General features: G+C 58.3%; 23 protein-coding genes and 3 pseudogenes. 17 read left to right on the plus strand and 9 right to left on the minus strand.

Translation table 11 applies throughout. From position 1 onward, the window contains the following. Nucleotides 1-156: 156 nt before the first annotated feature. Nucleotides 157-1839, minus strand: coding sequence for a dihydroxy-acid dehydratase (gene ilvD / locus ACA066_RS11295; protein WP_497699268.1), 1683 nt, complete (start codon nt 1837-1839; stop codon nt 157-159). 386 nt (nt 1840-2225) lie between these two features. Here ilvD and mqo point away from each other — a divergent pair, with 386 nt between their 5' ends. The 5 genes from mqo to dapF all read left to right on the plus strand — a co-directional run bounded on the left by mqo (nt 2226) and on the right by dapF (nt 8315). Continuing rightward, on the plus strand, nt 2226-3872 hold the full coding sequence (mqo, locus tag ACA066_RS11300; protein ID WP_497699269.1) for a malate dehydrogenase (quinone): 1647 nt from the start codon (nt 2226-2228) through the stop codon (nt 3870-3872). 250 nt (nt 3873-4122) lie between these two features. Beyond that, nucleotides 4123-5277, plus strand: a complete 1155-nt coding sequence (locus ACA066_RS11305; RefSeq protein WP_497699270.1) for a GNAT family N-acetyltransferase — start codon at nt 4123-4125, stop codon at nt 5275-5277. A 39-nt stretch (nt 5278-5316) separates the two neighbouring features. Beyond that, entirely contained in the window at nt 5317-6435 is a 1119-nt protein-coding gene (locus tag ACA066_RS11310) for a glycosyltransferase 61 family protein (protein WP_497699271.1), read from the plus strand. A gap of 106 nt (nt 6436-6541) precedes the next feature. Continuing rightward, nucleotides 6542-7441 (plus strand): hypothetical protein, encoded by a 900-nt coding sequence (locus tag ACA066_RS11315; RefSeq protein WP_497699272.1) that lies wholly within the window; start codon nt 6542-6544, stop codon nt 7439-7441. 58 nt (nt 7442-7499) lie between these two features. Continuing rightward, entirely contained in the window at nt 7500-8315 is an 816-nt protein-coding gene (gene dapF / locus ACA066_RS11320; RefSeq protein WP_497699273.1) for a diaminopimelate epimerase, read from the plus strand. A gap of 63 nt (nt 8316-8378) precedes the next feature. Here the strand turns inward: dapF and ACA066_RS11325 are convergent, their stop codons facing one another. From ACA066_RS11325 to ACA066_RS11340, 4 genes are read right to left on the minus strand one after another with little or no spacing between them, the layout of a single operon-like run. Next, nucleotides 8379-9002 (minus strand): hypothetical protein, encoded by a 624-nt coding sequence (locus ACA066_RS11325; RefSeq protein ID WP_497699274.1) that lies wholly within the window; start codon nt 9000-9002, stop codon nt 8379-8381. An 8-nt stretch (nt 9003-9010) separates the two neighbouring features. Beyond that, complete coding sequence (locus ACA066_RS11330; protein ID WP_497699275.1) at nt 9011-9382, minus strand: hypothetical protein; 372 nt, start codon at nt 9380-9382, stop codon at nt 9011-9013. Between the two features lie 20 nt (nt 9383-9402). Next, nucleotides 9403-9903, minus strand: a complete 501-nt coding sequence (locus ACA066_RS11335) for a hypothetical protein (protein WP_497699276.1) — start codon at nt 9901-9903, stop codon at nt 9403-9405. Then, the gene (locus ACA066_RS11340) at nt 9896-10429 is read right to left on the minus strand and encodes a PAAR domain-containing protein (RefSeq protein ID WP_497699277.1); all 534 of its coding nucleotides are present in this window, start codon (nt 10427-10429) and stop codon (nt 9896-9898) included. The genes ACA066_RS11335 and ACA066_RS11340 overlap by 8 nt, the downstream gene beginning before the upstream one ends. Before the next feature lie 133 nt (nt 10430-10562). Here ACA066_RS11340 and ACA066_RS11345 point away from each other — a divergent pair, with 133 nt between their 5' ends. Together ACA066_RS11345 and ACA066_RS11350 are read left to right on the plus strand one after the other, a co-directional pair. Then, nucleotides 10563-10739, plus strand: coding sequence for a primase 1D-like protein (locus ACA066_RS11345; RefSeq protein ID WP_497699278.1), 177 nt, complete (start codon nt 10563-10565; stop codon nt 10737-10739). Nucleotides 10740-11078: 339 nt separating this feature from the next. Then, nucleotides 11079-11390, plus strand: a complete 312-nt coding sequence (locus ACA066_RS11350) for a DUF6124 family protein (protein WP_497699279.1) — start codon at nt 11079-11081, stop codon at nt 11388-11390. A 95-nt stretch (nt 11391-11485) separates the two neighbouring features. On the opposite strand, the pseudogene ACA066_RS11355 reads toward ACA066_RS11350, so the two are convergent. Continuing rightward, nucleotides 11486-12827: pseudogene (locus tag ACA066_RS11355) on the minus strand (DHA2 family efflux MFS transporter permease subunit). Between ACA066_RS11355 and ACA066_RS11360 the strand changes: the two are divergent. After that, nucleotides 12736-12936, plus strand: a complete 201-nt coding sequence (locus ACA066_RS11360; protein ID WP_497699982.1) for a hypothetical protein — start codon at nt 12736-12738, stop codon at nt 12934-12936. The pseudogene ACA066_RS11355 and the gene ACA066_RS11360 sit on opposite strands and share 92 nt — an antisense overlap. A 68-nt stretch (nt 12937-13004) precedes the next feature. On the opposite strand, the gene ACA066_RS11365 is transcribed toward ACA066_RS11360, so the two are convergent. Beyond that, a complete protein-coding gene (locus tag ACA066_RS11365) occupies nt 13005-13853 on the minus strand; it encodes a type 1 glutamine amidotransferase domain-containing protein (RefSeq protein WP_497699280.1) in 849 nt (282 codons plus the stop codon). A gap of 114 nt (nt 13854-13967) precedes the next feature. Here ACA066_RS11365 and ACA066_RS11370 point away from each other — a divergent pair, with 114 nt between their 5' ends. Then, the gene (locus ACA066_RS11370; protein ID WP_497699281.1) at nt 13968-14879 is read left to right on the plus strand and encodes a LysR family transcriptional regulator; all 912 of its coding nucleotides are present in this window, start codon (nt 13968-13970) and stop codon (nt 14877-14879) included. Nucleotides 14880-14973: 94 nt separating this feature from the next. After that, a complete protein-coding gene (locus ACA066_RS11375) occupies nt 14974-16101 on the plus strand; it encodes a GGDEF domain-containing protein (protein ID WP_497699282.1) in 1128 nt (375 codons plus the stop codon). 12 nt (nt 16102-16113) lie between these two features. On the opposite strand, the pseudogene ACA066_RS11380 reads toward ACA066_RS11375, so the two are convergent. Further along, nucleotides 16114-16467 (minus strand): annotated as a pseudogene (locus ACA066_RS11380) (helix-turn-helix transcriptional regulator); the annotation flags it as partial. Here ACA066_RS11380 and ACA066_RS11385 point away from each other — a divergent pair. From ACA066_RS11385 to ACA066_RS11395, 3 genes and pseudogenes are all read left to right on the plus strand, one after another. Continuing rightward, a pseudogene (locus ACA066_RS11385) lies at nt 16460-16900 on the plus strand (EAL domain-containing protein); the annotation flags it as partial. The pseudogenes ACA066_RS11380 and ACA066_RS11385 overlap by 8 nt on opposite strands. A 109-nt stretch (nt 16901-17009) precedes the next feature. Continuing rightward, nucleotides 17010-19076 carry a maltose alpha-D-glucosyltransferase gene (gene treS, locus ACA066_RS11390; RefSeq protein ID WP_497699283.1) on the plus strand — a complete coding sequence of 689 codons (2067 nt, stop codon included), beginning with the start codon at nt 17010-17012 and terminating at the stop codon, nt 19074-19076. 29 nt (nt 19077-19105) lie between these two features. Next, nucleotides 19106-20281: a carboxylate-amine ligase gene (locus ACA066_RS11395; protein WP_497699284.1), complete on the plus strand. Its 1176-nt coding sequence runs from the start codon at nt 19106-19108 to the stop codon at nt 20279-20281. 293 nt (nt 20282-20574) lie between these two features. On the opposite strand, the gene katG is transcribed toward ACA066_RS11395, so the two are convergent. Then, the gene (gene katG, locus ACA066_RS11400; RefSeq protein ID WP_497699285.1) at nt 20575-22830 is read right to left on the minus strand and encodes a catalase/peroxidase HPI; all 2256 of its coding nucleotides are present in this window, start codon (nt 22828-22830) and stop codon (nt 20575-20577) included. A gap of 471 nt (nt 22831-23301) precedes the next feature. Here katG and ACA066_RS11405 point away from each other — a divergent pair, with 471 nt between their 5' ends. From ACA066_RS11405 to ACA066_RS11420, 4 genes are all read left to right on the plus strand, one after another. Next, on the plus strand, nt 23302-23511 hold the full coding sequence (locus ACA066_RS11405) for a hypothetical protein (protein ID WP_497699286.1): 210 nt from the start codon (nt 23302-23304) through the stop codon (nt 23509-23511). A gap of 57 nt (nt 23512-23568) precedes the next feature. Further along, nucleotides 23569-25290 carry a methyl-accepting chemotaxis protein gene (locus tag ACA066_RS11410; RefSeq protein ID WP_497699853.1) on the plus strand — a complete coding sequence of 574 codons (1722 nt, stop codon included), beginning with the start codon at nt 23569-23571 and terminating at the stop codon, nt 25288-25290. A gap of 115 nt (nt 25291-25405) precedes the next feature. Next, complete coding sequence (locus tag ACA066_RS11415; RefSeq protein WP_497699854.1) at nt 25406-25705, plus strand: hypothetical protein; 300 nt, start codon at nt 25406-25408, stop codon at nt 25703-25705. After that, the gene (locus ACA066_RS11420) at nt 25641-25793 is read left to right on the plus strand and encodes a hypothetical protein (RefSeq protein WP_497699983.1); all 153 of its coding nucleotides are present in this window, start codon (nt 25641-25643) and stop codon (nt 25791-25793) included. The genes ACA066_RS11415 and ACA066_RS11420 overlap by 65 nt, the downstream gene beginning before the upstream one ends. Nucleotides 25794-25884: the final 91 nt, after the last annotated feature.

Genomic DNA, 25884 nt, shown 5'->3' on the forward strand with positions numbered 1-25884 from the left:
TGATGTCGCCTGACCGGACGCCATCGCCGGCAAGCCGGTCTCGCTCCCACATTTGATCTTTGTCGTACACGGCATTTGTGTGCACAGGACATCCAATGTGGGAGCGAGACCGGCTTGCCGGCGATGGCGTCAGATCAGGCAACGCAGAACTACGGCTTAAAGATACTTATCCGTCACAGCCCCCTCCGAAGCACTGGACACTGTCTTCGCATACTTCGCCAGCACCCCGCGTTTGTACTTCGATTCCGGCCGCACCCAGCGGCTCTTGCGCTCGGCCAGTTCAGCATCGGAAACATCGACCGTGATCCGCCGGCTTTCCGCATCGATGGTGATTTTGTCGCCGTCTTCGATCAACGCAATCGGCCCGCAATCAAAGGCTTCCGGCGTGATGTGCCCCACCACGAAACCGTGCGAACCACCGGAGAAACGGCCATCAGTGATCAGCGCAACGTCCTTGCCCAAGCCTTTGCCCATGACCGCTGACGTCGGCGAGAGCATTTCGCGCATGCCGGGGCCGCCCTTGGGGCCTTCGTAACGGATCACGATAACGTCACCCGCTTTCACTTCGCCGTTGAGAATGCCGGCCAACGCACCTTCCTCACCGTGATAGACCCGCGCCGTGCCTTCAAAACGCAAGCCTTCCTTACCGGTGATCTTGGCCACCGCACCAGTCGGCGAAAGGTTGCCGCGCAGCACAACAAGGTGGGAATCCTTTTTGACCGGCCGATCGAAGGGCAGGATCACGTCCTGGTCTTCGGGGTAATCCGCCACGTTTTCGAGGTTTTCCGCGAGGGTCTTGCCGGTCACCGTCATCGCATCGCCATGCAACATGCCGGCCGCGAGCATGCGCTTCATCAGCGGTTGAATGCCGCCGATGGCAACCAGTTCGCTCATCATGTATTTACCGCTGGGGCGCAAATCGGCCACCACAGGCGACACCTTGCCCAGCTCGACAAAATCATCCAGCGTCAATTCGACGTCCGCGGCATGCGCCATGGCCAGCAGATGCAGCACCGCATTGGTCGAGCCGGCGAGGGCGATCACCACGCGGATCGCATTTTCGAAGGCTTTGCGGGTCATGATGTCCCGCGGTTTGAGGTCCAGCTTCAGCAGCTCCATGACCTGCTGGCCGGCGCGAAAACTGTCCGAGGCCTTGTCGCTGCCGACGGCGTCCTGCGAGCTGGAACCGGGCAGGCTCATGCCCAGCGCTTCAATGGCCGAGGCCATGGTGTTGGCGGTGTACATCCCGCCGCAGGAACCGGGGCCGGGAATGGCCACTTCCTCGATCTGCTTGACCTGGATTTCGTTGATGTCGCCGCGCGCATTCTGGCCCACGGCTTCGAACACGGAAATGATGTCGGTGTGGCCGGCACCGGGCCGAATCGTCCCGCCATAGACGAAGATGGAAGGGCGGTTCAGCCGCGCCATGCCGATCAGGCAGCCCGGCATGTTCTTGTCGCAGCCGCCCACCGTTACCAGGCCATCAAAGCCTTCGCACCCGGCGACGACCTCGATTGAATCGGCAATCACCTCCCGCGACACCAGCGAATACTTCATGCCTTCGGTGCCGTTGGCGATGCCGTCGGAAATGGTGATGGTGTTGAAAATCACGCCCTTGGCCCCGGCGGCATTCGCGCCTTTTTCGGCCTCTTTCGCCAGTTTGTCGATGTGCATGTTGCACGGCGTGACCATCGCCCAGGTCGAGGCGATGCCGATCTGCGGCTTCTTGAAGTCCTCGTCGGTGAAACCCACGGCCCGCAGCATCGAGCGGCCGGGCGCGCGCTCCACGCCGTCGACCACTTGAGAGGAATATTTGCGCAGATCGTTTTTGTCGCTCATGACTACTCCTCACCGGCTTGTCGAAAAAACAGATTGAGTATAGTGGCCCCGGCGCGCGTGTTCGGACTATCAGGTCGGGAACAGACGCGCGGGTTTGCGATGTCGTGATATTCTTCGCCTCAACTTGGTTTGACCTATTCAGTTTGCGTGTCCTCGAGACGCGCCAGCAGAATCACTGTCGCTCAAGTAGCTGAAGCCAATAAAGATAAAAAGTCAGTTCAGTAGGGACATATAAACTGAGGTCGATGGATCACGTCGGCCTTGTGTGCCCACCCCTCCGGATCTTATGTGCGAGTCCCCCACGACATCTGCCTGAATGCCGTGTGAAACAAGGGTTTCGTCGTGAGGATGGAAGGGCGGATGGCGTTTTATCAAAGGTGCTACAGATGTTTAAGAAAATGAACACGGCCCTGTTGGGGCTGGCTTTGTCGATGGGGATCACGTCCGTTCACGCGGAAGAGGCAAAGAAAGTCGATGTGTTGCTCATCGGCGGCGGCATCATGAGCGCGACCCTGGGTGTCTGGCTCAATGAGCTGGAACCTGGCACTTCGATGGAAATGATCGAGCGCCTCGACGGCGTCGCCCTGGAAAGCTCCAACGGCTGGAACAACGCCGGTACCGGTCACTCCGCCCTGGCCGAGTTGAACTACACCCCGGAAGACGAGAACGGCAAAGTCTCGATCCCGAAAGCCGTTGAAATCAACGAAGCGTTCCAGATTTCCCGTCAGTTCTGGGCCTGGCAGGTTCAGCAAGGCGTGCTGAAAAACCCGCGTTCGTTCATCAACTCCACGCCGCACATGAGCTTTGTGTGGGGCGATGACAACATCAAGTTCCTGAAGAAGCGCTACGAAGCCCTGCAGGCGAGCCCGCTGTTTGCCGGCATGCAGTATTCCGAAGACCCGGCTGTGATCAAGAAGTGGGTTCCGCTGATGATGGAAGGGCGCGACCCGAACCAGAAAATCGCGGCCACCTGGTCCCCGATCGGCACCGACGTCAACTTCGGCGAAATCACCCGCCAGTTCGTTGCGCACCTGCAAACCACCCCGAAGTTCGACTTGAAACTGTCTAGCGAAGTGCAAGACATCACCAAGAACGAAGACGGCACCTGGCGCGTCAGCTACAAAAACCTGAAAGACGGTAAAAAAACCGAAACCGACGCCAAGTTCGTGTTCATCGGCGCGGGCGGTGGTGCATTGCACCTGCTGCAGAAGTCCGGCATTCCTGAAGCCAAGGAATACGCAGGCTTCCCGGTAGGCGGCTCGTTCCTCGTGACCGAGAACCCGACCATCGCCGAGCAACATCTGGCCAAGGCGTACGGCAAAGCCTCCGTTGGCGCTCCGCCAATGTCGGTTCCCCACCTGGACACCCGTGTTCTGGACGGCAAGCGCGTGATCCTGTTTGGCCCATTCGCGACCTTCAGCACCAAGTTCCTCAAAGAAGGTTCGTACCTGGACCTGCTGACCACGACCACCACGCACAACGTGTGGCCAATGACCAAGGTCGGCATCAAGGAATACCCGCTGGTCGAGTACCTCGCCGGCCAACTGATGCTGTCGGATGAAGACCGCCTCAACGCCCTGAAAGAATACTTCCCGAACGCCAAGGCTGAAGACTGGCGCCTGTGGCAAGCCGGCCAGCGCGTGCAAATCATCAAGCGTGATGAAGCGGCTGGTGGCGTGCTGAAACTGGGTACCGAAATCGTTGCTTCCGCTGACGGCACCATCGCCGGTCTGCTGGGCGCTTCGCCGGGTGCCTCGACCGCTGCGCCGATCATGCTGACCGTGCTGCAGAAGGTGTTCAAGGACAAGGTTGCTTCGCCTGCCTGGCAGGAAAAGCTGCACCAGATCGTGCCGAGCTATGGCACTCAGCTGAACGGCAGCCCTGAAAAAGTGGCTGAAGAGTGGGCCTACACCGCCAAGGTGTTGCAACTGACTCCGCCGCCGGCGATCGGTCAAGTGGCGGCCCCGGCTGCTGCTCCGACCGAAGCGCCTAAAGCGCCGAAGGCTAACGCTGCCAGCGATATGGCTCTGTAATCAGGGTGTAATCTAAAAGCCCACTGAGCCGGTGACGGTCAGTGGGCTTTTTTGTGGGCGGGGTTTCAATCGGAAAGACCGGTAGGCCGCCTTGCAAAGTCCCGGACTTGTATCTTTACTGTTACTCGATGTAAGCGCGCTGCTTCATAAAATATGTCTTATTTTTCAATGTTTAAGCGCGCTTATTGAAGTTCCGCCCGGATCTTTTGTATCTGATCTGCTTAAGATAAAGCTCAAAGGATGACGAAAAGTGAAAGATAACTTGGCGGCAGTTATCCGAAAACTCATTTCCCCTTCAATGCGGTATGAGATGAGACAGGCTTCAAACTGGCTGCAAGACATCCTTGGGCGTGCGTGTGTCTGGCGTTGGGAAATTGCCAGGTTCAGGCTGCAGAAAGACAGTCCTTACGAGATCCTCTATATCGGCAGGAAACAGCAGCGAGAGATGGCCAAGCTGCTCATCGGCGGGAAGTCCCTGGGGAATGCCCCTATGACCGAGGGCGAGCCGGAACCTGCCGCGTCGAATCATGTGGTGGTGGTCAGTGAGGTGCGGACCCCGGGGACTTTGTCTATCCCCTTGTACCTGAGTGCCGTCGTTCCGCTGGGGCGCTCCATCGAGGACATCACCGCAAAATACGATGGTGAGTTGCGTCGAAACATCCGCAAGAACCGACCGCTCTATCACATGAGACCGGCGCTGCTGGATGAAGAAATAGACAAGGCCGACAGGGAAATGCTTCGACCTTATGCCCAAGCAAGGCAAGGCATCCACGCTGCGCAATTTCCCTCCGAGGAAGTGTTCAGGATAGCCAGGACTGTAGGGCGGCTCGACCTGATCATGCGGGATGACGAGGTGATTGGCTGTCACCTTGGCTGCGCCGTAACGCGTGGCGGAAAACGCTACTGGAGCACGCTGCGTTTCGGATACACCGAGGCGGTTTTTTCAGATGCCAAGCGACTGGGCGAAGTCAACGCGATTACCACCTTCATGGCGCTTGAATCGGCGATCAATGAAGGCTTCGATTATTACGACATCGGTCTTTGCGTGGCACGGCCGGATGACGGACTGCTGAAATGGAAACGAAGGCGTGGCGGTGACGTTGATTCCCTGGGTAACCACGCTTATATGTTTCTGCGGCTGCCCAAGACAGGTGTAGCCAGATTCCTTTGGGACACGCCGCTTTTTGCTGCCGAAGGAAAGGAATTGACCCTGCACCTTGGCTTGCCTGACGGGCCAAGCAATGAAGAGGCCGCCAGCCGCTATCATGAAATGGTATTTGGCGGGCTGCACAAGATTTATCTCTATTGCGCGCAGAATTCGGGCGAACAGTTTCTCGAAACCTTGCGCAGTCGCTACGCTAACTTGCAGACCCCACCCGTTATGGAAAGGATTCCATCCAGCTGAGTATTTTCAGGACGCTCTGTCCCGAAGGGAGGACTTTTGATGGAAAGCGATGTCTCGCAAATCAGTACTTCGACCGCTGGCAATCGAAGGAAATGGACCCTTGCCGCCTACAGGTACATGGCAAGAAAAAGACTCGCGCGCAAGGCAGAGATCAACCTGAAAAGCCTCGCGGTCAAACGCTGGGACGTTGCGCCGGGTGGCGTATCGTATTCTCCGAAGGCTTTCTTCCTGCCCGGTCAAATGGAACGCGTGACGGGATGGGAGGCGAAGCGCTTTTATCCGTTCGAGCATCCTGCGCGCACAATGGAAGGGCTGGGTGACGTGGTGCAAGGCCCGACACGCGGTTACTTGCTCGAGAATGTCTGGCTGATCGATGGAGCGCTCTACAAGGACAACGCAAGTTTCTGGTTGTCTCTCAAGCCCGGCAGGTTTCCGCGCATTGTCGTGGAACACGAGATCGACCGCGCGGCCGTCTTCTGCACGCAAAATGGAAATACCTGGTTTGGCACACGGTTGATGGAAGACTTCCCGACCTATCCATTGGCCTGCGACGAAGGCGTCCCGGTGACTACCGCGCCCTCCGCCCGGTTTCCTCTCTCTGCCCAGACCCTCGCGTACGAAGACTGGCTTGGCATGAAGCCGGTTCGCTTGAACGGCGCTTTTTTTCATGAGCTCGTGCTATTCGATGATTTCAGCAACAACCAAAGCAGGCACCTGCGTTACCGGGCCATGGGTGAAAAGCTGCTGTCGCACGTGAGCCATGAGGATCACCCTGGCGTGTTCATTCTTCGCGGTAGCGCCGGTGAATTGCGCCTTTTGCGCAACGAACTCGAGATCGCCGAACATCTGCGCAAGACTCGGGGGTTTCGCGTACTCGATCCTTTGAAAACCGACGTCCCGACCATCGTGGCGACCTGCGCCGGAGCACGGACCGTGATCGGGGTTGAAGGCAGTCAGCTCGTACATGGCGTCAATGTACTGCAGCAGGGTGGTTCGTTGCTGACGCTGCAGCCACCGAACCGTTTCGTCAGTTATTTCAAATACCTGACGGATCGCGACCAGCAGAATTTCGGTTTTGTGGTCGGAACGCCCGAGGGCGATGGCTTCAAAATCGATATTGAAGAGGTGGAGCGCACACTGGACCTGTTTCCTTCATGATGGCTGCCAGGGCCCGCTGATCCGCAATTTTTTACCCAATCTGCCACTTTCACCACAAGGGGGGCGGATCTAAAGTCGAGGACGCCTCTTCAGGGAACCTCTGGTCATGTACAGCCCGCTTACCCTCCCGGGCACCGCTCGCCACTTCCACGACCGCGTCTACGCCGGCGACATCCTGCTTGTCGCGGACTTACAGCCCATGACAGCGCTGGTCGAATTCACCCGTGCATTCCTCGAAGACGCGCTGCATCCCTGGCCGCCACAACACATCCATCGCCACCTGAACCACGAACAGCAGACGGTCCTGTTCGCAAAATGCCAGAACGAATTCGCTCGCTCGGCCGAGATCCAGCGCCTATGGCAGGCGGTCATCGAACAGATCGGGTTGACCCCGGAGTCTCTGGCGTGCGATCGATTGCACCTGCGTTTCCAGCCTCATCGGGAACCCGAGCAGTTCAGCCCACGCGCCCGCACCACGGCCACCATCGCCTTCCACCGCGATACATGGGGCTCGAACATGTACGCGCAGACCAACTGGTGGGCGCCGATTTATCCGGTCACGGCCGGGCGGACGTTTGCGTTGTACCCCGGCCTATGGCAGCGGCCGCTGCTTAATTCGAGTGTCACCTTCGATATGCGCGCCATTCTGCAGCGATCCCATCAGGACGGACGCAATGCGGTGGACGCCGACGAGGCCATCCCGCACCTGCTGGAAGCGATTGCCTCGGAGGAGGGGATCGCCGTTGAAATCGCCCCGGGCAGTCTCATTGCCTTTTCCGGCGCCCATGCCCATGCCGGCGTCGGCAACAGCACCGGCCTCACACGGATCTCGTTCGAGACGCGCTCGGTGCTGATCGCCGACGTGATGGCCGGGTTGGGTGCTGCCAATATCGACGGTTACGCGCCGTGGCAGACGCCGGGGTTGTTTCGACGGATGAGCGATGGGAAGCGCCTGAGCGAGGTGCTTGGTTGCGGGTTCATTGAGCGCTATTCGCGGCCAGCTTGAAAAAGCGCTGCGAATGGGGCTAGATCCTTCCCACTTGTCTCCTCGCCAGGATCTGTTTATGCCGCTGAGTTTTCACAAGATGCACGCCAATGGCGATGACTTCGTGGTGGTGGACGCACGAAACTCCGCCAACCCAGTGACCAGTGCTATCGCTCGGCGAATGGGCGATCGCAACCGCGGCGTCGGATTCAATCAACTCGCGGTGCTGCTCGATTGCGATGACGCAGCAGCGCGCCTGGTGTTCTGGAACGCCGATGGCACCTCGCTGGACGCTTGCGGCAGCGCAACGCGCGGTGCCGCGGACAGGCTGATGCGCGAAGCAAATTCCACCTCGGTAGCGCTGCGCACCAACCGTGGTCTGCTGACGTGCGAACGAACCTCCACCGGCGCCATTTCGGTCAACATGGGAGCGCCGCTTTTCGGCTGGTCGGATATTCCTTTGGCTCAGGAACTGGATACGGCTGTGTTGCCCCTGGATGGTGGCCCGACAGCGTGCAGCATGGGAAATCCGCACTGCACCTATTTTGTGGATGATCTCTCGGCGATTGATATCGCGACAATCGGGCCGACCATTGAAACCAATCCGCTGTTTCCCCTCAAAACGAATGTGCATTTTGTTCAGATCATTGATCGGAAGCATATTCGGTTGCGCATCTGGGAGCGCGGGGGCGGTATTCCGCTTGGTTCAGGTTCGTGCTGTTGTGGGGCGGTTGTTAATGGGATTCGTCGGGGTTTGTTGGATGAATCCGTTGAGGTTGAATGTGATGGTGGGAGCGTGACGGTTCAATGGGATGGGGTGGGGGCGGTGTTGCTTATTGGGCCGGTGGAGGCGACTTTTTCGGGGACAATCGCGGATAGCTTATTGAAAGCTTGATTGCCGCTTTTTCGTAGTAAGCGGAGCAACCCCCGTTGGGCTTCGAAGAAGACTTAAATGGATTCATTCATCGTCATGCATTAGCTCCAAGGCCTTGATCCACTCCCTCGTAGCTTCAAATTTTGCGTAATACGACTGTTTTTCTGAATCACTTAATTGAGTGAAAAAAGGCAGGAAGTAGTTGTCGTTGTAGTAACCCTGCGCGCCTTGCATATGGCCACCCCACCAGGAAGGGTTGTAACTCTCGAAAGCTACCCATGGAGGAGGTGCGGAGAATTTCTCGTCAGCGATGGCAGCCAAGAAATCAGCGCTATTGGTGACCAGTCGTACGGTCACGGAGTTGAATTCTCTGGTCGATGTAAAAAAAATCAAATGTTCATTTTTTTGGGTGTTTGAGTATTTTTTGACGAATAGTTCGTTGAAGGTTTTTTCAGTTACGTAATTGAATTTTGATTCGATGAGCGCAACAAAATTAAGGGTCTCTTTTTGATCGATTATGAATGAAGTGTAATAGGCTGGAATGCCCACGCCTTTCAGGGAAGTAACTCTCGGGTAGCTGGGCAGAAAACCATCTCTTGTTAATAACGACTTAACGAAAACTGATTTCAGCTCTGGTATTGAATATCCGGCAATCTGCTCTTCCGGTTCTTGCTTAATGAAGGCTTTGATGCGACTAAAAATGTTCATTATCTACCTCAGTCCTGAAGATATTCGGTGAGCCAACTAGCACCAAAATAACCAGCGGTGCCGAATATTATCCCTCCCACCGCACCACTGACGATTGCTCCAGGACCTGTTTCAATGCCAACCGCGGCACCTGCAACAACACCGATCCTCGCTCCAGTAATCGCTCCACCCCACCCACCGGCCTGTTTGACCACCTCCACGGAAATCGGCTTGATGCTCTTCTGCTTGATGGACTCGTCGGCAGCCAGTTTCAAGTCGTATGCGGTAAAGCCAATGGCGAATACTCTGACTACTCTCGCCCCTTTGATCAGTACAGAGGTGGCCTTGTAGGAGCCAGGTGTAAAAATTGCTTTAGGAGGTATTTTCTCCGCTTGGACCAATACCTCCTTATCAATATTTTTTACCCATTCTGCAATTTGGTCGATCTTTGCAAATTCTTAGGTGCGACTTTTTTGTACTCCTCCAAGGATTTCAGGATTTCCTCAGTGGTAACCAGTTTGGCTCCCGCAGCTTTAGCTTTCGCAACATCTATGTAAACGGCCTTTCCTTCAAAGCGTGGTGAGCCATCGGGGAAAATAGAGCTGGTTGATACATAGCCGGATGGATATTTTCTGCTGCTAAATACGTGTTCAGCTACCGTTGCGTTTGATTTTGAATCAACAGGCATCATGCCGAATTTTTCTGGCCAGATTTCATGCTTGATTTGAAAGTCTGGAAGATTTTTGGCAATTAGGTGAGGGTTATCTGGAGAGGCATAAATTCTTCTCACCAGAAAGCCATCTTTACCGATCTCATCGACGACAACAAACATGTGAATGTTGGCAGGCATTGGGTAGCCAGAGACATTGCTCACCGAACCGGCTTGTTGATTTGTCGGAACTTTGCAGGAGAACTCAGTCATGCGTCGCCCACGTTTCCAGTGCAGCCACGCCGGTCGTAACTTCCAGTGTTTCCTGTTTTTTGGTCGCAATACGCGGCGTATGCCCTGATTCGTCGGAAAATCCGGTGTAAACCTGACCGGACTCATCCTTGATGAAATAGGGCACAAAAGCGAGAGGCTGACCGTCGCTTCCGAGAATGCGGAATTGTTCATTGAACGGTTGCAACCATAGCGGCATTGCCAGAGGTGGGATGAAATCTGCTGGAGTATGGGCGTTACCGATGATCACTGTTCCAGAGCCACTCACCACTTTATTGCCATGGGCTCCGAGGCTGCCCACGGTGGCAGCAGGTTTGCCGTTGATTAGAACGGTTGAGGCAACTTCCCCAACGATGGGACTGCCGCACGCGCTTTGGTCGTCAAGGCGAGCAGCGGCCAAACCATCAAAGAAAACATCGGGTGAGCCAGCAGCGATGGGATTTACGCCATGGCCCGGGAGAGGACAGTCAGTGGGGTCCGTGACTCGGGCGGCGGGTTTTCCGGTCATTTTTAACATCCTTGTAAAATGAATAGTCGGCAATTGTTGCACAAAGGTTCTGCCAATAACTATCTGTCCTGTTTGGTCAATTCTCGACCCTCAGCACCAAAACCCTCAAGGAAGGCTCGTATTTGGAACACTTATGGGGAAGTTGTTTCTCGCAACCCAAGTAGGGGTACCACCTACTGTTGACCCTCGCTGGGTTGGCCACCGTTTAATTGCAGGATACGCTGCGTTACGTTGGACTAAAAACACTCCTCACTATGTGGATACGCCGAAAAAGCTAATTTTACCTGGCGGCTATTGGCTATTCCGATAGTCCCGGATAGCGACTGAGGCAGTTTTGAGGTTAAGTCGGTAGCCCATTGATAAATTGGTATAAAAACTTTCCACAATCCGCCGGACTTGCACTTCAGAAGCCCCCTCGCTAACCTTCCACCCGTCGCTGCCAATTCAGCGAACGGGTGTGGTAGCCCGGATACTTCATAGACCCAGAACGCCTCAGGGCGTTTTTTTGTGCTGGCTGCTTTGTGGCGGCTGTGCATGGGAGGCTTCGGCCTGCCGGGTTTCTATGACCGGTCTACCACCCTATGTACAGCCGTCTCCTTAATTTGCGTGGTAGCGGATGGGGAGATGCTCACTTCATAGGAGTTTCACAATGATCAAAGAAACCCCGAATCCCCCCGATCCGGACAGCCATACCGAAACCGATTTCGAGTTCATATCCCGCAAGCCAGCCATGGCCGAGCGGCGTCCCATTTCCATGTTCACCATCGCCCCTGACGTAGACACCGAAACCCTGCTGGCTCACGCCTGCGAAACCCTTGCCTCAGCCAGCGTCATGGCCACTGAATTGGCCTTCATCCTCAACGGTCCAAAATGCAATTTGGCGTTGGGGATTCAGCAGATGATTACGCTGGCGGAGCTGTCGGTGAATCGGGTGTTGGATCAGGTTGATCCACAAACGTAGGTGAGGGCGGTTGTTTTACGCGATCTGCAAAAAGAAGCTCTGTCCCATTTAGATGGGGCAGGGCTTTTGTGTTTTTAGATCGAACGAAGCCCGCATCAAGACCGCTTCAACACACTTTCCCCTGCGTCCTTGGGCAATCGAAGCACGTCGACCAGCGCCAACAACCCCAACACTGCCACCCCAACAAAGGCAATCCGAAAGTCCCCCACCTGCGCCTGCAAATCGTGGTTTTGCACCGACATCGAAGCGCGCAACAACAACGCGGCAACCGTCACCCCCATCCCCATGGCCAGTTGAAAAAACATACTGAACAACGCCGATGCCTCGCTCATCCGTTCCTTGGGAACGTCGGCAAACCCGATGGAGTTGTAGCAAGTGAACTGCATCGATCGCGACAAGCCACCCACAAACAGCACGGCGGCAATCAAGGCAAATGGCGTCTGCGGGGTAAACAGCGCGCAGGCCAGAATGGAAACAACACCGATGACGCCATTGACCAGCAGAACTTTGCGAAAGCCATAGCGTTGCATGATTGCCGTGGTAAACGGCTTCATCGCAAGGTTGCCGGCGAACACCGCGAGCACCAGCAGGCCCGCGTCGACGGGCGATAAGCCGAAGCCGACCTGGAACAACAGCGGCAGCAAAAACGGCAAGGCGCTGATGGCCAGGCGAAAGAGTGATCCGCCAAAGATGCTGACGCGAAAGGTGTTGATGGAAACGGTGCCAAGCGGCAACAGCGGGTGGGCGTGATGTCGGCAGTGATGCACTGCCCACACCGCAAGCATCACGCCGGCAATCACTAGCCCGAATCCCGACAACATGGCGTTGCCGTGCTGGCTGCCCAGCCATTCCAGGCCGCCCAGAAGGGAGGCGCAGGCGCCGGCGAGCAGGGCGAATCCTTTGCCGTCAAACGGGCGTACGTTTGCTTCACGTCCTTCGGGCACGAGCCAAAGTGCGGCCACCAATGCCAAGGCACCGAGCGGCAAGTTGACGTAGAAGATCCATGGCCATGATGCGTGTGTGACGATCAGGCCGCCCACCAATGGCCCGAGGATGGGCGCCACCAGGCCGGGCCAGGTAATCACCGCGATCATTTTCACCAGGTCTTTTTTGTCGGTGTTGCGCAGCACGGCCAGGCGTCCCACCGGCACCATCAACGCGCCGCCGATGCCCTGTAGCACGCGAGCGCAAACAAACATTTCGATGTTCTGGCTGAGCCCGCACAAGAGCGAGGCGAGGGTGAACACGACGATTGCACCGGCGAATACTCGTCGCGCACCAAACCGGTCGGCGATCCAGCTGGAAAGCGGGATGAAGATCGCCATCGCCCAGAATGTAGGCGGTGATGCCCACGTTCATGTCGACCGGTGTGATCCCGAATGCGCTGGCCATGGTGGGCAGCGCGGTCGCGATGACGGTCGCGTCGAGGTTTTCCATGAAAAAGGTCACCGCCACCACCAACGCGATCAGCCGTGTTTGCAAGGTGAGTCCTGCCTCGGCTGTGACACTTGAATCGGGTGTGGCGGGTGACTTCTCACAGAGGTGATCCTTTTTCGAGGCGCTGCAATCAGAAAAATTCGCGATGAGTTTTACCATCCCGAGTCCGCTCAGTCTCTAGCTCCGGGACTTGAGACGCTCGACGATCGCCTTGCCCACGTCCAGCGCTGAGCCCGGGTTTTGTCCGGTCACCAGTTCGCGGTCGATGACGACGTTGGAAGTCCACGGCGAGGTGTTGCTGCGATAGACGCCGCCCGCCTGTTCCAGCGCCGTTTGCGGATAGAACTTCATTGCGCCGCCATTCAGCAAACCCTTGGCCAGTTCTTCTTCCTGATTGCTGATAACCGTGAATTTATAGCCGGCGTAGGTCCAGCCTTTTGTCGAGGCGTTGCCGCCGGTTTCGAGTTGTCGGGTGAAAGCGAAAGGATCGGCCAGGGTCGACAGCAGGGCAATCGGACCATGGCAGACGAGGGCGGTGGTCTTGCCGTTGTCATGGAAGTTGTTCAGCAGTTTGCCCAGCGCGGCGCTGTGCAGCAGGTCCTGCATCGGCGCGTGGCCGCCGGGGACGTAGACGGCATCGAACTGTTCGTAGCCGATCTGTTCGACCCGCGCCAGGCTGATGACCGGCGACTCACCCGTCGAGGTGATTTTCAGTTGATCCAGCAGCGCCTTGTGCGCCTGCAAGGCCGCCACGTCATTGTTGAAATACATCTTGTCGTTGGACGACTGGTCCAGGGTCGGTGCCTTGCCGTTCGGGGTGGCGAAGGTCACTGAGTGCCCGGCATCGAGCAGCAGTTTCACCGGTTGCATCAGTTCGTTCAGGTAGAAACCGGTGGCGAAGACCTTCTGGTCCTTGAGGTCGAGGTGGTCGGAGTCTGACAGCACGATCAGCACATTGCCGGCCTGTGCGTTGAAGGCTGCGGCGGAAATGGTCATGGCGAGGGCGAGTCGAGCGATAGGGCGCATGGGGGCTTCCGTGAGTGATCGATCAGCGGGCGCTGATCGTTGATTCACTATATTCATGCCTCCATGGGCGATAAACTCGCTGCAAAGGAAAGTACTTGTTCTTTGGAGGTAAGGGTGAGCCGTCGATTCGATTATCTCGCGGACGTTGAAGTGTTCGTCACCGTGGTGGAAAAGGGCTCGTTGAGCGCCGGGGCGGTGTTTCTGGCGACCACGCCGTCGGTGGTCAGCCGGGCGATCTCTCGCCTGGAAGCGCGCCTCGGCGTCCAGCTGCTGCGACGCACGACCCGGCGCCTGAGCCTGACCGAGGCGGGCCTGCTTTACCTTGAACAATCCCGCGCCGCGTTCGGGTTGATCGATGACGCCGAGCGGACGATCCAGGGGCAGGAAGGCGAGTTGACCGGGCGGGTGCGGCTGAGTGTGCCGACGACCTACGGGCATTATCGGTTGCCACCCTTGCTGTCTCGCTTTACCCGGCAGTACCCGCAGGTGCGCATCGAGTTGAGCATCAGCAATCGGAATGTGGACCTGGTGGCGGAAGGGTATGACTTGGCGATCCGTCTCGGGCAATTGCCGGACAGTGGCCTGATCGGCCGCAAGCTTGAAGACGCGCGCTTGTGCCTGGTTGCCGCACCGGAGTACCTGAATCGTGCCGGCACACCGCGCAGTGTCGACGAACTGTCGGCGCATGCTTGTCTGCCGTTTGTGATGCCCAGCAGCGGCCGCGTCGGGCCTTGGCTGTTCCGCGAACAGGGGGTGGATCGGGAGTGGATACCCGAGGCGAATGTGCAGGTGTCCGACGACGTGCTGGGCATTGTCTCTCTGGCCGAGCACGGCATGGGGATCTGTCAGAGTTACGACTTTATCGTCCGTGAGCGGATTGAAAGTGGCCGCCTGGTGCGGTTGCTCGAACAGTCGGGCGGACGCTCCCGACCGTTCTCGGTGATCTACCCGCCCCATCGTCAGTTGTCCGCGACCGCGCGGGCCTTGATCGATTTTCTGACCCGGGAGGTGGCTAGTGATATTTAAGCACTGATCTGTTTCTGCAAGGATGAATCTGCAAACGGCCGTAAGCAATGTGCCACAATCGCTATCGTCGCAGCATCATGATCAGGCGGATGAAATGGATGGCCTTGGATTGCGGTACGAAACGGAAGATTTGATCGTAAGGCAGGTGCACGCGGACCGATTGCACCAGCTGTTCCGCCAGTCGATTTCAGCGGTATTCGGCAGTTTTCTCGCGGTGCTGATGCTGTGCTGGCTGTGCTGGGAGCGTTTTGATCACTCGGTCATTGCGTGGTGGATAGCGGTGCTGGCAGCGTCGTCGTTGTTGCGGATTTCGATGTTCATCGCCTATTTCCGCAGTCCCGCCAGTGAGCGCACCCCTCAGCGCTGGGAGCGCACGTATTGGGCCACGCTCGTGTTGTCCGCCGGTATCTGGGGCGGCGGCGCGCTGGCGGTCATGCCGGCCGATGACCTGTTGGCCCAGGCGCTGGTCATGCTGTTTTGCGTCGGGATGTCGGTCAGTGCGGTGTCCTGTTACTCGGCCTATCGCTACATGACGATCGTGTCCATTTCCCTGGTGTTGTTTCCTTGTACGATCTGGCTGTTGTTTCAAGCCTCATCCCTGCAGGTCGGCATGGGGGTGGCGGTTCTGGTGTTCGCCTCCTTTGTGTTCAGCGCGACGCGCAACCTGTCCGACGCGCTGGAAACCGCCTTTCGTCTAACCCGTGAAATGGAGCAGGCGCACAGTATTTCCACGCGTGCCGCCCAGACCGATGAACTCACGGGCCTGATGAATCGCCGGGCTTTTTTCGAGCACGCGCAACAGCTGTATGGCCACTGCAAGAACAACCAATTGCCGCTGTGTGCCGTCATGCTGGACATGGATCACTTCAAGCACATCAATGACACCTATGGGCATCAGGTCGGGGATCAGGTGCTGCGGCAAATGGGAGTGGTCATCAGCCGCTCGTTTCGCGAAACCGATGTTTACGGTCGGTTGGGCGGGGAGGAGTTCGCTGTTCTGCTGCCGGACACTTCGATTGAAGTCGCACAGCATATTGCCGAGGAACTCATCCAGTCGATCGCCGGACTGATGACCGGGCCGGTTCACCGCATCTCGGCCAGCGTCGGTGTCGCGTCAATGAATGCCGAGGATAACGATCTGCACAGTTTGATGAACAACGCTGACAAGGCGCTGTATCGAGCCAAGGCGCGCGGGCGCAATCAGGTCGCAGTGTCTGAATAGGCCGGAAGGTGGTCAGGACTCTTCCCGGTAGCGCCCGGGCGTCATGCCGAACCAGCGGATGCAGGCTTTGTGAAAGCTGCTCTGATCGCGAAAACCCAGCAGCGCGCCGATGTACTTCACACTGCGCGCCGAGTTACGCAGGAAGTTATGCGCGAGCATCAATCGCGCTTCATCCTGCAGTGCCGAGAAGTGCATGTCTTCATTGCTCAAGCGCCGTTGCAGGCTGCGCGCACTCACGCCGACCGCTTGGGCAATTCTGTTCAGGTCGCTGGGCACGCCTTGGGCCAGGCGCTCGGAAAGCACCCGTCGAACACGCTCGGTCATTGAGCCGTTGAGCAGCAGGTTCAAGCGTGTGCGAGCGTATTTGCGCGACGCCCCTTCAGTGGCCGCGCGACTGGTGATTGAAGTGACCGAAAGCGCCACACCGCCAAGTACCTCGGCGGCGATCGAATTCGTTTTGTGCCTGCGGGAGCTGGGTTGCCGGGTGGCCATCGATGATTTTGGCGCGGGCCTGGGCACGCTGGAATTCATTCGCCAGACCCGGCCGGATATCGTCAAGATCGATCAGGGCTACCTCCAGCGCGCACTCCTGGAGACCAACAACGCGCAGACCCTGGGCCATCTGGTGCAGCTGTGCAAAACGCTGGCCCCATGCGTGATCATCGAGGGGATTGAATCCGAAACCGATCACGCCCTCGCCACTGCCTGCGGTAGCGAGTGGGGGCAGGGTTACCTGTTTGGCCGTCCGCAGATCAATGCGCTGGGGGCACAGTGCCAACTGCAACCGGGGTCGTCATAGCACAGCACGATGCAACGAATGCCACGTCATGGCCTCATATGAAAACGAGCGGTGCCTTTGGTGCAGAAGGGCGGATGCCATTTTTTCATGACGAGAGGTGATTGTTTCCATGACGGCGGCTGAGAAAAACCATGTGGACTGGCTGGTCGAACAATCGATGCTGCATGCTGCAAGACAGCGGGCCAGGCTCTACTCGGGGCAAGGCCGATTGTGGCAACAGCCCTATGCGCATACCCGGCCCCGCGACGCCTCGGCCCTCGCTTCGGTGTGGTTCACCGCGTACCCGGCGTCGATTGTCACCCGTGAAAATGGCACGGTGCTGGAGGCCCTGGGCGACGAAACCTTATGGCACGCCTTGTCGAGAATCGGTATCCAGGGCATTCACAACGGCCCACTGAAAAGGTCTGGTGGCCTCTCGGGCACCAAACACACGCCCACCATTGACGGCAACTTCGACCGCATCAGTTTCGACATCGATCCGCAATTGGGCACCGAGGCCCAGCTTCAGGCGCTGACGCGCATGGCCGCCGCGCACAACGCGGTGATCATCGACGATGTCATCCCGTCGCACACCGGCAAAGGCGCGGACTTTCGCCTGGCCGAGATGGCCTATGAAGACTATCCGGGGCTCTACCACATGGTGGAAATCCGTGAGGAGGACTGGCCGCTGCTGCCCGATGTCATCAAGGGGCGCGACGCGCAGAACCTCAGTCCGCAGCAGGTCGATGTTCTGCGCGACAAGCATTACATCGTCGGCCAACTGCAGCGGGTGATCTTCTTCGAGCCTGGGGTCAAGGAAACCGACTGGAGCGCGACTTCGATTGTGATCGGGGTCGACGGCAAGCCGCGACGCTGGGTTTACCTGCATTACTTCAAGGAAGGGCAGCCGTCGCTGAACTGGCTGGACCCGACCTTTGCCGCACAGCAGATGATCATCGGCGACGCACTGCACGCCATCGACGTGATGGGGGCGAAAATCCTGCGTCTGGACGCCAACGGCTTTCTCGGCGTTGAACGCAAGCTCGATGGCACCGCCTGGTCGGAAAGCCATCCCTTGTCGATCACCGGCAACCAGTTGCTGGCCGGCGCGATTCGCAAGGCGGGCGGTTTCAGTTTTCAGGAACTGAACCTCACCGTTGACGATATCGCCGCCATGTCCCACGGCGGGGCCGATCTTTCGTATGACTTCATCACCCGACCCGCTTACCAACATGCGTTGCTCATGGGCGATACCGAATTCCTGCGGTTGATGCTGCGTCAGATGCATACCCTGGGCATCGATCCGGGCTCGCTGATCCACGCCTTGCAGAATCATGACGAACTGACCCTCGAACTGGTGCATTTCTGGACGCTGCACGCCCATGACACCTTCCTCTATCAGGGCCAGACCTTCCCCGGCAACATCTTGCGCGAGCACATTCGCGAGCAGATGTACGAACGCCTGGCCGGCGAGCACGCGCCGTATAACCTGAAATTTGTCACCAACGGCGTGTCCTGCACCACCGCCAGCATCATCACGGCAGCGCTGGGGATTCGCGACCTCGATGCCATTACCCCGATGGATATTCAGCAGATCCGCCAGATTCATGTGCTGCTGGTGATGTACAACGCGATGCAGCCGGGTGTGTTCGCGTTATCGGGTTGGGACCTCGTCGGCGCACTGCCGCTGCCGGCAGAGCAGGTCGCGCATCTGATGCTCGACGGCGACACGCGCTGGATTCATCGCGGCGCCTACGATCTGGTTGACCTCAATCCGGAAGCGGAGCTGTCGGAAGGTCAGATGCCGCGCCCGAAAACGCTGTACGGCAGCCTGACCAGTCAACTGAAAGACCATGACTCGTTTGCCTCGCAACTGAAGCGAATCCTGGCGGCGCGCCGTTCCTACGATATCGCCGCCAGTCGCCAGATCCTGGTCCCGGATGTCGAGCATCCGGGGTTGCTGATCATGGTCCACGAACTGCCGGCCGGCAAAGGCACCCAGATCACCGCACTGAACTTCGGCTCGACAGCGATCACCGAGACCCTGCATCTGCCCAATATCGCCCCGGGACCGGTGGTCGACATCATCAATGAGCGGGTCGAAGGCGATCTCACGCCTGAGGGGGAGTTCACGATTACGCTGGATGCTTATGAAGGGTTGGCACTGCGTGTGGTTAGCAGTTCGCCGATGATCTAGCCCGTTTTGCGGACGCCGGGAGGACTTCGATGAATTCAGATCTGACGTTCGGCATTGAAGAGGAATACTTCATCACTGACCTGCGCACCCGGTGCATGTCGCAGGAGCCGCCCGGCGCAGCGATTGAGGCGTGCAAGGCTGAGTTGGGCCCGTGTTTTGCCTATGAGATGTTTAAAGGGCAGGTCGAAGTCGCTTCGCCGATATTTACTGACGTTGCGCAAGCTGCGGAGTATCTGGGAAACGTTCGCCAAACCTTGCGGAAAACGCTTGATCCTTATGGCCTGGGATTGCTCAGTGTCGGCAGCCATCCGCTGGCGGACTGGCGTCTGCAACTGGCCACGGAGCAGGATCATTTTCTTCAACTGTTCGAAGACTACCAGCGCGTAGCCCGCCGTAGCCTGCTGTCCGGTCTGCATGTGCATGTTGAAGTGCCGAGGCATCTGGACCGAATTCGAGTGATGAACGAAGTCTTGCCATGGCTGCCGTTTTTGCTGGCCTTGAGCAGCTCTTCACCGTTTTGGGACGGCGCCGACAGCGGCTTTGCGAGCTACCGGCAAACGGCCTGTGATGAATGGCCGCGGATGGGTGTTCCGGAGTTCCTTGAAGATCAATCCGCCTATGACGCTTACGTTGCGCTGTTGATCCGTACCGGGACTGTTCGGCAGGCTGGCGATATCTGGTGGGGTTTGCGGCCTGCGGCGAAGTATCCGACCCTGGAATTGCGGATGACGGATGCGTGTCCACGTCTGGATGAAGCGTTGTGCATTGCCTCGTTTTTTCGGCTGGTGGTGGCATATGCCATTGACCAACCACGTCCCGGATCTGCCTATTCGCAAACATCCCAATGGGTTCTCAAGGAAAACCGCTGGCGGGCGAAACGCTACGGCACTCGGGCGTCGTTCATTATTGAAGGCTACGACCGGCCGTTCTCCATGAAGCAGTGGCTTTTCATGGCTGAACAGATTTTGGGCGATGCGGCGCGAGCACTGGGTGCAGAGTCGGTTTTTTCTCACATCAGGCAAATGCTCCGTGAAGGTACGAGTGCGCAGCGACAAATTGGCGTCTACCGGCGAGCCTTGCGCAGCGGGGAAGATGTTCATGCCGCACTTTCGCAAGTGGTGGACCAGTTGCTGATGGAAACGTCACAAGCGCCGTGTTTCGACCAAGATGGGACCACTTCATCCCCGACAGCGGCAATTCCGTGAGGACATCGACAGGGCAGGTGATCTGATCCGTATTTTTCTGCGCGATCTGCATCTGTTACGCATCAGACCTGCGCCTCACAATGACAGCACGGTCCGCATTCGCAGTAGCCCTTGCACCGCACTCTCATTCCGTAGGAGGCTCCATGGCCAAGATGTCCCTTTTCCTGGGTGGTTTTCTGCTGTTAACCCTTTTGATCGGTGCCCTGGCGACGATCTCTCCCGTTTAATCCGTTTCTCCAGTTCGCAAAAAGCACAACGCCTCCACTTGGGAGGCGTTGCAGTTTTCAGCAGTGTCACTTCAGATCAAATCGATCCAGATTCATCACCTTCGTCCACGCCGCAACAAAGTCCTTCACAAACTTTTCCTTCGAATCGCTACTGGCATAGAGCTCAGCCAGCGCGCGCAACTGCGCATGTGAGCCAAAGACCAGGTCGACCCGCGTGCCGGTCCATTTCACTTCGCCGGTTTTGCGATCGCGTCCTTCAAACTCCTCGTTAGCCTCAGAGGTCGGTTTCCATTCCACGCCCATGTCCAGCAGGTTCTTGAAGAAGTCGTTGGTCAACGCCTCTTTCTGCTGGGTGAAGACGCCATGCTTCGTTTGTCCGGCGTTGGTGTTCAACACCCGCAGGCCGCCGATCAGCGCGGTCATTTCCGGCGCACTGAGGGTCAGTTGTTGCGCCTTGTCGATCAGCAGATGCTCGGCCGATACGCGGTAACGGGTTTTGAGGTAGTTGCGGAAGCCGTCGGCAATGGGTTCGAGGAAACCGAAGGATTCCACGTCGGTCTGTTCTTGCGAGGCATCCGCACGCCCCGGTGTGAACGGCACCGTTACGCTGTGACCGGCATTTTTTGCGGCTTGTTCGACACCGGCGCTGCCGGCCAGCACGATCAGGTCCGCCAGCGAGATTTTCTTGCCGCCGTTGTTGAACTCGTTCCGAATGCTTTCGAGTTTCGCCAGCACGTTGGCCAGTTGCTCAGGCTGGTTGGCCTGCCAGGATTTCTGCGGCTCCAGGCGCAGGCGACCGCCGTTGGCGCCGCCGCGTTTGTCGGAGCCACGGAAGGTCGAAGCCGCCGCCCACGCTGTTGATACCAGCTGCGAGACGCTGAGGCCCGAAGCGAGGATTTTGCTCTTGAGCGCGGCGACGTCGCTGTCGTTGACCAGTTCGTGGTCGGCGTCCGGGATCGGGTCTTGCCACAGCAGTTCTTCGCTGGGCATTTCCGGGCCGAGGTAGCGGGAGAGGGGGCCCATGTCGCGGTGGATCAGCTTGAACCAGGCGCGGGCGAAGGCGTCGCTCAATTGATCCGGGTTCTCCAGGAAGCGCCGCGCAATCGGTTCATAGATCGGATCGAGGCGCAGGGCCAGGTCCGAAGTCAGCATCGTTGGATTGCGCCGCTTGGACGGGTCGTGTGCATCCGGGATAGTCCCGGCGCCAGCGCCGTTTTTCGCGACCCACTGGTTCGCGCCGGCCGGGCTTTTGCTCAGCTCCCACTCGAAGCCGAAGAGGTTTTCCAGGTAGTTATTGCTCCACCGGGTGGGCGTGGTGGTCCAGGTCACTTCCAGTCCGCTGGTGATGGTGTCCGGGCCCTTACCGGTGCCAAAGCTGTTTTTCCAGCCGAAGCCCTGCTGTTCAAGGCCGGCCGCTTCAGGCTCGGCGCCAACATTGTCGGCAGGCCCGGCGCCGTGGGTTTTGCCGAAGGCATGGCCGCCGGCGATCAGCGCCACGGTTTCTTCGTCGTTCATCGCCATGCGGCCGAAGGTTTCGCGAATATCCAGGGCCGAAGCGACGGGATCAGGATTGCCCTCCGGACCTTCCGGGTTCACATAGATCAGGCCCATCTGCACGGCGGCCAGTGGATTTTCCAGATTGCGCCCCTGATCGGTACGGCTGTCTTCATTTCTCCCGGGTTCGGCCACGAGTGGAACATCGCCGGGTGCTTGCACGGGTTTTTGCGCTTTGTCGTAGCGGGTGTCGCCACCCAGCCATTTGTTTTCCGAACCCCAGTAAACGTCCTCATCCGGTTCCCAGACGTCGGCACGGCCACCGGAAAAACCAAAGGTCTTGAAGCCCATGGATTCCAGCGCGACGTTGCCGGTCAGGACGATCAGGTCCGCCCAGGAAATGTTGTTGCCATACTTTTGCTTGATCGGCCACAGCAGCCGGCGCGCCTTGTCGAGGCTGACGTTGTCCGGCCAGCTGTTGAGCGGGGCGAAGCGCTGTTGACCGGAACCGGCGCCGCCACGCCCGTCACCGGTGCGGTACGTGCCGGCGGCGTGCCAGGCCATGCGAATGAACAGCGGGCCATAGTGACCGAAGTCTGCCGGCCACCAGTCTTGCGAATCGGTCATCAATGCGGTCAGGTCTCGCTTGACCGCCGCAAAGTCGAGTTTTTTGAATGCTTCGGCGTAGTTGAAGCCCTCGTCCATGGGGTCAGACAGGGACGAATGCTGGTGCAGGATCTTCAGATTCAGTTGGTTCGGCCACCAGTCGCGGTTGGTCGTGCCACCGCCGGCGGCGTGATTGAACGGGCATTTCGATTCATTTGCCATGTGCGAGCTACCTTTTGGTCGTGTTCATCCGGCTATCGGGCCCGGAGCGGGCGTTAAATAGCGACGAGCGAGATCAAGACACAGGCTGCAGGGCCAGCAGTTGGATCAACTGATTGTGGTGACCACACGGGAATTCTGAACAGCGGCAATCAGGTTGCCTGCGCGGTGACCCACGGGTGGCCTAGTCAAGCTTCGGGCTCATTCCTGTCTCCTTTCCAGCGCTAATCCGGCCGGCTTATGACGCCAGCGCAGACTAAGGTTAGACCCGAGTCGGGAAGTCAGCTAATAGGTGGAGTGTTGCGCCTTGATAGGCAGAATCTTTCACCGAAACCCTTGAGATGAAGCGCTTTTCGCGTCGAGCTTCGAGATAGTGGCTCAATAATATCAACTATAAAAAACTGCCAGCAGGACTGCATTCTCAACGTTGGGCGGTCTAGTGCTGGTTGACGCATAGCCCACTTGAGATTGTCCATGTCTAATCGCTCATTGCACTTCAAGTTGTTCTGGACGGCCCTGATCGGAACCGTCGTCGTCATGGCGCTGCTGTTGGGCTCCATCGCCTACATCGCTTACGGCACGTCAGTGAAGGAAACCTCCGCGCTGGTGGATACGGTCGTCAAGGCCAATGCCAAGGAAGTCGAGGTTGAACTGGGCGTCGGTTTTACCGTCGCCGAGTCGTAAGCCAGCGTCGCGTCGGCGATGCAGCAACAGCAGGTCGATCGCAAGACCGCCGATGCCATGACCCGCCAACTGTTCGAGGCCAATCCACAGCTGTTGGGCCTTGGGCAGTATTGGGAAACCAACGCGTTCGATGGCAAGGACAGTGAATGCGCCAACCAGCCGAATCATGACGCGACCGGCCGCTACCTGACCTACTGGAACCGAGCCAGTGGTTCGGTGAAGTCCGAACCGTTGACCGGTTATGCCCCGGAAAACGCCGACAACCAGTATTACTATCAGCCGTTGCGCAGCCGTCAACCCTGGGCCTCCGAACCGTTTGCCTACAGCAGCGGCAATGGCCAGAAAACCATGATGGTGTCGATCATGGTGCCGCTGTTGCAGGGCGGCAAAGCTCTGGGCGTGGCGGGTGTCGACATTCCACTCGAAAGCATCAACCGCCAACTGGCGAAAATCGATGCCTATAAAGGCTATGGCGCGCTGGTTTCCAGCAATGGCCTGTACGCCAGTCACCCGGATACGAAACGCTTGAGCCAACCGGCCGATGATCTGCCGACGGCGGCCCGCGACGCGATCAAGGCCGGCCAGCCTTACAGCTTCCAGCGCGATGGCTGGGGTTACGTGCTGCAACCGGTGCGCATCGGCAAGGCACCGAATATCTGGGCGTTGATGGTGGCGTACCCGCTGGCCGAAGCCATGGCGGGCATCAATCAGTTTCTCTGGACCGCCGTTGTCATCGGTCTTGTAGCGCTGCTGGCGCTGGCCATTGTGCTGTGGCATTTGTTGGCGTGGCAGATCCGTCCGCTGTCGGGTTTGACCGTCGGCATCCAGGCCTGGGGTGGCGAGTTGGGGCTGCGGTTTGAACAGCGCAGCGGTGACGAAACCGGCAAACTGGCCGGCGCATTCAACCAGTTCATCCAGCGCCTGGGCGACCTGGTGAGTTCGATTCGTCACAGCAGCGGCGCCCTGATGCAGATCTCCAATCACTTGGGCGATACCACTCAAGCTGTCGCCGATCGGGCGACGTCGCAACACACCGCGACCGAAGAAATGGCCAGCGGTGTCACGGCGCTGGCGCACTCGGTGACCGAGATGTCGCAACAAGCCGAGGACGTGGAGCAACTGGCGCGCAACACCGAAGAGCTGACCAAGCACATTTCCGGCGACATGAGCCAGACCCTGGCCGGCATCACCCACATCGACCAGACCATGGACGTTGTCGCCGGCGCCGTGGGCGATCTGGAAAAACGCGCGCAGCAAATTGCCGGGATCATTGCGGTGATCCGCAGCATCGCCGACCAGACCAACCTCCTGGCCCTGAACGCGGCGATTGAAGCCGCGCGGGCAGGGGAGCGGGGGCGCGGGTTCGCCGTGGTGGCCGATGAAGTGCGGCAACTGGCGGAACGCACCAGTCGCTCGACCGGTGAAATCGGCGAGATGATCGGTGCCATCGGCTCGGACGTGCGCAACACCGTGACCAACGTCCAGCAGGTCGGCGAAGCCGTGCGCCTGGGCGTGACGCAACTGACCACGTCGGCGCAAGGGGTCGATCAGATTCGCCAGCATGCCCAGGACATTCTGACGCGCATCAGCGAAGTCGCGCGCCAGACCCAGACCCAGAGCCAGGCCGCGACGGGTGCGCAGTTGTCGGTGGCCATCCAGGGCGTCAGCCGCATCTCCGAGCAGAACGATCACGCGATCCGGACCCTGCTCGATCAATCGATGCAATTGCGCGATCAGGCCGGTTCGTTGAACCAGCAGCTGACGCAATTCAGGGATTGAGATCAACCCTCGGAGGCTACGTCGGGATCTTCCGGCGAAGCCTCCGAACACTCATGGTCAAAGCACCACTCCCTCCTTGTATGAGAGCTCGACGTTCGTCGAAGAAACCCTGGCGGTGATCGCCAGCACCCAGCACCCGTTCGCCTATGCCCGGCAGTTGTCGCTGAAAGACCTGGTGGATTACCACTGGGTCGTCTATCGCGCCAACATGCCCATGCGGTTGTTGCTGGAGCGGAATTTCACGAGGCCGACCTGCGTTTTCCGGTGCACCTGCTGGAAACCACCTCGGCCTTCGCCACCTTGTCACTGCTTCAGGAAAACCGACCCTCGTCGCGCTGGTGTCGACCGACGTGGCGAAGTTCTGCTCCGGCTACGGCTTCACCACCACGCTGCCGCTGCCCATCACCTCCCTTAGCGAACCCTATGGACTGGTGTCACGCAAAGGCGTGCCGGACTCGCCGGCGGCCAGGCTGCTGCGTGAGGCGTTGTTGAATCCCGCCTAGAAACGTAGCTGTTCACCTAAGAGAGTCTTGAATCAGAGAAATCTGTGGCGAGGGAGCTTGTCGGATCGCCGCACCGTCCCGCTTGAGTGCG

The sequence above is a fragment of the Pseudomonas sp. LBUM1651 genome (assembly GCF_059716135.1).

Bases quoted from the DNA above. Each gene is read 5' to 3' on its own strand.
- ACA066_RS11365 (WP_497699280.1), bottom strand. From the start codon at position 13,853: ATGCGCCCTATCGCTCGACTCGCCCTCGCCATGACCATTTCCGCCGCA.
- treS (WP_497699283.1), top strand. From the start codon at position 17,010: ATGACGGCGGCTGAGAAAAACCATGTGGACTGGCTGGTCGAACAATCG.
- ACA066_RS11405 (WP_497699286.1), top strand. From the start codon at position 23,302: ATGTCTAATCGCTCATTGCACTTCAAGTTGTTCTGGACGGCCCTGATC.
- mqo (WP_497699269.1), top strand. From the start codon at position 2,226: ATGTTTAAGAAAATGAACACGGCCCTGTTGGGGCTGGCTTTGTCGATG.
- ilvD (WP_497699268.1), bottom strand. From the start codon at position 1,839: ATGAGCGACAAAAACGATCTGCGCAAATATTCCTCTCAAGTGGTCGAC.
- ACA066_RS11315 (WP_497699272.1), top strand. From the start codon at position 6,542: ATGTACAGCCCGCTTACCCTCCCGGGCACCGCTCGCCACTTCCACGAC.
- katG (WP_497699285.1), bottom strand. From the start codon at position 22,830: ATGGCAAATGAATCGAAATGCCCGTTCAATCACGCCGCCGGCGGTGGC.
- ACA066_RS11395 (WP_497699284.1), top strand. From the start codon at position 19,106: ATGAATTCAGATCTGACGTTCGGCATTGAAGAGGAATACTTCATCACT.
- ACA066_RS11360 (WP_497699982.1), top strand. From the start codon at position 12,736: ATGCCCACGTTCATGTCGACCGGTGTGATCCCGAATGCGCTGGCCATG.
- ACA066_RS11410 (WP_497699853.1), top strand. From the start codon at position 23,569: ATGACCCGCCAACTGTTCGAGGCCAATCCACAGCTGTTGGGCCTTGGG.
- ACA066_RS11335 (WP_497699276.1), bottom strand. From the start codon at position 9,903: ATGACTGAGTTCTCCTGCAAAGTTCCGACAAATCAACAAGCCGGTTCG.
- dapF (WP_497699273.1), top strand. From the start codon at position 7,500: ATGCCGCTGAGTTTTCACAAGATGCACGCCAATGGCGATGACTTCGTG.
- ACA066_RS11345 (WP_497699278.1), top strand. From the start codon at position 10,563: ATGGGGAAGTTGTTTCTCGCAACCCAAGTAGGGGTACCACCTACTGTT.
- ACA066_RS11375 (WP_497699282.1), top strand. From the start codon at position 14,974: ATGGATGGCCTTGGATTGCGGTACGAAACGGAAGATTTGATCGTAAGG.
- ACA066_RS11340 (WP_497699277.1), bottom strand. From the start codon at position 10,429: ATGACCGGAAAACCCGCCGCCCGAGTCACGGACCCCACTGACTGTCCT.
- ACA066_RS11310 (WP_497699271.1), top strand. From the start codon at position 5,317: ATGGAAAGCGATGTCTCGCAAATCAGTACTTCGACCGCTGGCAATCGA.
- ACA066_RS11350 (WP_497699279.1), top strand. From the start codon at position 11,079: ATGATCAAAGAAACCCCGAATCCCCCCGATCCGGACAGCCATACCGAA.
- ACA066_RS11325 (WP_497699274.1), bottom strand. From the start codon at position 9,002: ATGAACATTTTTAGTCGCATCAAAGCCTTCATTAAGCAAGAACCGGAA.